Origin of the sequence: Citrobacter sp. Cf136 (genome assembly GCF_030333815.1) — a bacterium.
GTDB classification, from domain to species: domain Bacteria; phylum Pseudomonadota; class Gammaproteobacteria; order Enterobacterales; family Enterobacteriaceae; genus Citrobacter; species Citrobacter freundii.
The window spans coordinates 1-5,550 of record NZ_JAOWFE010000033.1 but is presented as its reverse complement, the minus strand read 5'-3'; the positions used below and the strand labels follow the sequence as shown (position 1 = coordinate 5,550).

The 5,550-nt window shown below is 49.3% G+C and carries 4 protein-coding genes, 4 tRNA genes, 1 rRNA gene and 1 pseudogene; 2 read left to right on the top strand and 8 right to left on the bottom strand.

All coding sequences use genetic code 11. The features are described from left to right. From tuf to OGV98_RS12395, 5 genes are all read right to left on the bottom strand, one after another. On the bottom strand, positions 1-1,169 hold a 1,169-nt coding region (gene tuf / locus OGV98_RS12415; RefSeq protein ID WP_049014834.1), incomplete at its 3' end, for an elongation factor Tu. Between the two features lie 118 nt (positions 1,170-1,287). Then, positions 1,288-1,363: transfer RNA gene (locus tag OGV98_RS12410), tRNA-Thr, on the bottom strand. 5 nt (positions 1,364-1,368) lie between these two features. After that, positions 1,369-1,443, bottom strand: a tRNA-Gly gene (locus OGV98_RS12405). Between the two features lie 114 nt (positions 1,444-1,557). Then, positions 1,558-1,642, bottom strand: a tRNA-Tyr gene (locus tag OGV98_RS12400). An 8-nt stretch (positions 1,643-1,650) separates the two neighbouring features. Next, positions 1,651-1,726 (bottom strand) — tRNA-Thr (locus tag OGV98_RS12395). A 19-nt stretch (positions 1,727-1,745) separates the two neighbouring features. On the opposite strand from OGV98_RS12395, the pseudogene OGV98_RS12390 reads away from it, so the two are divergent. Together OGV98_RS12390 and coaA are read left to right on the top strand one after the other, a co-directional pair. After that, a pseudogene (locus tag OGV98_RS12390) lies at positions 1,746-1,826 on the top strand (hypothetical protein); the annotation flags it as partial. A 289-nt stretch (positions 1,827-2,115) separates the two neighbouring features. Beyond that, positions 2,116-3,066, top strand: a complete 951-nt coding sequence (gene coaA / locus OGV98_RS12385) for a type I pantothenate kinase (protein WP_286551578.1) — start codon at positions 2,116-2,118, stop codon at positions 3,064-3,066. Between the two features lie 32 nt (positions 3,067-3,098). Here the strand turns inward: coaA and birA are convergent, their stop codons facing one another. The 3 genes from birA to rrf all read right to left on the bottom strand — a co-directional run bounded on the left by birA (position 3,099) and on the right by rrf (position 5,425). Beyond that, entirely contained in the window at positions 3,099-4,061 is a 963-nt protein-coding gene (gene birA / locus OGV98_RS12380; RefSeq protein WP_003031105.1) for a bifunctional biotin--[acetyl-CoA-carboxylase] ligase/biotin operon repressor BirA, read from the bottom strand. Then, positions 4,058-5,086: a UDP-N-acetylmuramate dehydrogenase gene (murB, locus tag OGV98_RS12375; protein ID WP_087879613.1), complete on the bottom strand. Its 1,029-nt coding sequence runs from the start codon at positions 5,084-5,086 to the stop codon at positions 4,058-4,060. Before murB ends, birA begins: the two co-directional genes overlap by 4 nt. A 223-nt stretch (positions 5,087-5,309) precedes the next feature. Next, a 5S ribosomal RNA gene (rrf, locus tag OGV98_RS12370) occupies positions 5,310-5,425 on the bottom strand. Positions 5,426-5,550: the final 125 nt, after the last annotated feature.

Sequence of the window (5,550 nt, the reverse complement as noted above, 5' to 3'; positions counted from 1 at the left end):
GCAACAACGCCCGCACCAACAGTACGGCCGCCTTCACGGATTGCGAAACGCAGACCGTCGTCCATCGCGATCGGGTGGATCAGAGTAACAACCATTTTGATGTTGTCGCCCGGCATTACCATCTCTACGCCTTCCGGCAGTTCAATGGTACCAGTCACGTCAGTAGTACGGAAGTAGAACTGCGGACGGTAGCCTTTGAAGAACGGAGTATGACGGCCGCCTTCGTCTTTGGACAGAATGTACACTTCAGATTCGAACTTGGTGTGCGGCTTGATAGAGCCCGGCTTAGCCAGTACCTGACCACGTTCGATTTCTTCACGTTTGATACCACGCAGCAGAACACCAACGTTCTCACCAGCACGGCCTTCGTCCAGCAGTTTGCGGAACATTTCAACGCCAGTACAGGTAGACTTAGCAGTCTCTTTGATACCAACGATTTCAACTTCTTCACCAACTTTGATGATACCGCGCTCTACACGACCGGTAACAACGGTACCACGACCGGAGATGGAGAATACGTCTTCGATAGGCAGCAGGAACGGCTTGTCAATCGCACGCTCTGGTTCTGGGATGTAAGAATCCAGGAAGCCAGCCAGTTCGATGATTTTCGCTTCCCACTCTGCTTCGCCTTCCAGCGCTTTCAGAGCAGAACCACGAACGATCGGAGTGTCGTCGCCCGGGAAATCGTACTGAGACAGAAGTTCACGAACTTCCATTTCTACCAGTTCCAGCAGCTCTTCGTCATCAACCATGTCGCATTTGTTCAGGAACACGATGATGTACGGAACGCCTACCTGACGACCCAGCAGGATGTGCTCACGAGTCTGCGGCATCGGGCCGTCAGTCGCAGCAACAACCAGGATCGCGCCGTCCATCTGCGCAGCACCGGTGATCATGTTTTTAACATAGTCGGCGTGGCCCGGGCAGTCTACGTGTGCGTAGTGGCGAGTCGGGGTGTCATATTCAACGTGAGAAGTGTTGATGGTGATACCACGTGCTTTTTCTTCCGGCGCGTTATCGATCTGATCGAATGCGCGAGCAGCACCGCCGTAGGTTTTAGCCAGAACGGTAGTGATTGCAGCGGTCAGCGTTGTTTTACCATGGTCAACGTGGCCGATAGTACCGACGTTAACGTGCGGTTTAGTACGTTCAAATTTTTCTTTAGACATCGATTGTCCCTCTAAGACACGGATAAATCGGTGATATCACCACATCAACCAGGCAATATACCTGAGCTGTTGAATGCTTTTAAAAGTAAACAGAGAGAAACGGGAAGGAGAAGTGAAGTGGTGCTGATACCCAGAGTCGAACTGGGGACCTCACCCTTACCAAGGGTGCGCTCTACCAACTGAGCCATATCAGCACGTCTGGAGCGGGCAGCGGGAATCGAACCCGCATCATCAGCTTGGAAGGCTGAGGTAATAGCCATTATACGATGCCCGCATCCTGAAACTCGGCTACCCAGTTCTTTCTGTAACAAAAAAGAGATTTCTCTCTTTTCTGTTCGAGCTGATTAATTTTTTAATCAACTCAGGCGGCGATAACGCTGCCAGAAAGTGGTGGTGGGGGAAGGATTCGAACCTTCGAAGTCTGTGACGGCAGATTTACAGTCTGCTCCCTTTGGCCGCTCGGGAACCCCACCGGACTTGATGGTGCCGACTACCGGAATCGAACTGGTGACCTACTGATTACAAGTCAGTTGCTCTACCTACTGAGCTAAGTCGGCATCAAGTAGCGCGCATTTTATGGAGACATGCGCACTCATGCAACTAAAAAATTGCATAAAATGTTCTATCGCTCACATTTTGCACTATGCGACCGATAAATAATCTATTTCTTCTTTGGATTGGACAAATTTCCAACGCCAGGTGCACTTCAGGGAGGAATTTTGCTCCAGCATGCACGCGTCGATAGAGAGAAAGCACATCTTTATACATCTGGAATACCCGTCACATTGCATTTCAGAGGATGATTTTTTCTTATTATTCCCCTTCATCTGGTGTTACCCTCCTGCCCATTGTCCAAATTAACTGAAATGTGCGTGCCATTGCGTACCGGGGATGATTTCGTTTTTTACCGCAGACCTGATATAGCAATGACAGCCAGACCATGCGTATGAGTACAAAAGAGCAAGCGTTAACGTCGCCTTACCTACAGTTTGATCGCAACCAGTGGGCTGCGCTTCGTGATTCCGTGCCGATGACCCTGACCGAGGAAGAGATTGCTCGTCTTAAAGGCATTAACGAAGACTTATCGCTGGAAGAAGTTGCCGAGATTTATTTGCCTCTCTCGCGTTTGCTAAACTTTTACATCAGTTCAAACCTGCGACGTCAGGCAGTGCTGGAGCAATTTTTAGGCACGAATGGCGAGCGTATTCCTTATATTATTAGTATTGCTGGCAGCGTTGCCGTCGGTAAAAGTACGACAGCGCGTGTTTTGCAGGCCTTGCTCAGTCGCTGGCCAGAGCATCGTAAGGTCGAATTGATTACTACCGATGGCTTTCTCCACCCTAACCAGGTATTGAAAGATCGTGGACTAATGAAGAAGAAAGGCTTCCCCCAGTCCTATGATATGCATCGCTTGGTTAAATTCGTTTCCGATCTGAAATCAGGCGTACCTAACGTCACGGCACCGGTCTATTCCCATCTCATCTATGATGTTATCCCTGATGGCGACAAAACCGTTGCCCAGCCCGACATATTAATACTCGAAGGGTTAAATGTATTACAAAGCGGGATGGACTATCCTCACGATCCACATCATGTATTTGTTTCTGACTTTGTCGACTTTTCTATTTATGTTGATGCGCCAGAAGAATTACTCCAGACGTGGTATATCAACCGCTTTCTGAAATTCCGTGAAGGGGCGTTTACCAACCCGGACTCTTATTTCCATAACTATGCAAAATTATCAGAAGATGAGGCTATCAATACTGCCACATCGCTATGGAAAGAAATTAACTGGCTGAATTTAAAGCAAAACATTTTACCAACACGTGAAAGAGCCAGCTTGATTATGACTAAAAGCGCCAATCATGCCGTTGAGCAAGTCAGGCTACGTAAATAAATACAAAAGGGGAGCCTCAGCTCCCCTTTTTATTATTCAGCACTTCTCAGCGATATTTCTCCACCCATCCAGGGTTTGATCTCGCCATTTTGTTCAAGCAATAATGCACCTTGCGCGTCTATTCCACGAGAGATACCAAATATTTCTTTATCACCAATAATAAGTTTTACCGGGCGGTCGATAAAGTTATCCAGTTTCTTCCAGCGAGACAGATACGGTGCTAAACCTTCGTGCTCAAAGAGCACCAACGCAGCGCGCAACTCACGTATCAGTCGGGCAGCAAGGGTATTACGGTCAATGTTAATGCCCGCTTCCTGCAGGTTAATCCAGCCTTGATTAACCACATTTTCTTCAACCCGGCGCATGGACATATTAATACCTGCGCCGATAACAATTTGCGCGGCATCACCTGTCTTACCGGTCAGTTCAACCAGGATCCCTGCCAGTTTACGGTCGAGTAAATAGAGGTCGTTGGGCCATTTTACACGGACTTTATCCGCACCCAGATCGCGCAAAACCTCAGCCATGACGATACCAATAACCAGACTCAGGCCAATCGCGGCGGCCGGTCCTTGTTCCAGCCGCCAGAACATTGAGAGGTAAAGGTTGGCACCAAACGGTGAAAACCATTTCCGACCACGGCGACCGCGCCCGGCCTGCTGATATTCAGCGACGCAGGCATCCCCTGACTCCAGCTGACCTATTCGGTCCATCAGGTACTGATTGGTTGAGTCGATAACCGGCAGGACAGTGATATTTCCACCATCCAGTTGAGAATGAATAAGTGAGGCATCTAATAGTTGGATAGGCTCCGGTAAGCTGTATCCTTTACCTGGAACAGTAAAGACATCAACCCCCCAGTCGCGCAACGTCTGGACATGCTTATTGATTGCGGCACGGCTCATTCCCAACGTTTCACCGAGCTGCTCACCGGAATGAAATTCTCCATCGGCCAATAATGAAATAAGCGTCAGAGGGACGGTATTATCCTTCATGCAATGATCTCCACAGCATTCATTTCACCCTGCGGACCAATAAACCGGACCTCTGGTTCGAGCCAGACATTAAATTTCTCACCGACTTTTTGGCGCACATGGTGTGCAAGTTGCACTACATCCTGACTCGTCGCATTATCTGCATTGATCAGCACCAGTGCCTGCTGCTGATGTACCGCCGCGCCACCAATGCGCATACCTTTTAGCTGGCACTGATCGATAAGCCAGCCTGCTGCCAGTTTCACAGAACCATCAGCCTGCGGGTAATGAGGTGCTGTTGGGAATTTAGCCAGGAGCTCCTGTGCAATATTCCCAGTGACAACAGGGTTTTTAAAGAAGCTACCCGCATTACCGTTTACTTTCGGATCGGGCAGTTTTGTCGTGCGCATATGACAGACTGAATCAAAAACCTGCTGAGGTGTAACTGTTGTAGGATCCAGACGCGTCAGGTCACCGTAAGTCAAAACGGGCTGCCACTGTTTAGGTAAGCGCAGACCAACGGCTACAATTGCGAAACGATCCTGGTATTCATGCTTGAAGATGCTGTCACGGTAACCAAAACGGCATTCTGCTGCGTTAACGCGCAGATGTTTGCCAGTCGCCAGTTCAATGCAGTCCACATATTCGCAAACACGCTGAAGTTCCACACCATAAGCACCAATATTCTGGATTGGCGATGAGCCGACACAGCCCGGAATAAGTGCCAGATTTTCCAGGCCAGGCATGTTGTGCTCCAGCGCATAGCACACCAACTGATGCCAGTTTTCACCCGCGCCTACGTGCAAATGCCACGCATCAGGTTGCTCTGTAATCTCAATACCCTTAATACGATTGACGATCACCGTACCCTGGAAGGTATCAAGAAACAGGACGTTACTCCCTTCGCCCAGAATCAGTACTGGATGATGCGATGCATTGGCTAATTGCCAGGCATTCAGTAATTGTTGTTCATTTTCGGCGCAGACAAGTTCATTCGTTTGCTGATCGATACCGAAGGTGTTCCAGGCTTTAAGGGAGTGATTCATAGACGCTTTCCTGATGCAAAATCGCGCCTAGTTTACCGCATATACCGCAGGATGGCTTGTGTTATGGAGGCTCAGGATATTGCTTTGCACCCGATGGTGCTGCGATGTGCGTGATGCGCTGCGCTTATCAGGCCTGCACAATACGTTCAGCCCGGCGGTTTTTACCCCCGCACACACGCAAAAAAGCCCATCCGTCAGGATGGGCTTCTTCACTTTATTTGATGCCTGGCAGTTCCCTACTCTCGCATGGGGAGACCCCACACTACCATCGGCGCTACGGCGTTTCACTTCTGAGTTCGGCATGGGGTCAGGTGGGACCACCGCGCTACAGCCGCCAGGCAAATTCTGTTATTAACCCGCTTTTCGCCGGTTAATCTAATCTGTATCAAGCTGAATGTCGTCTCTTCGCCAAAACATCTTCGGCGTTGTAAGGTTAAGCCTCACGGTTCATTAGTATCGGTTAG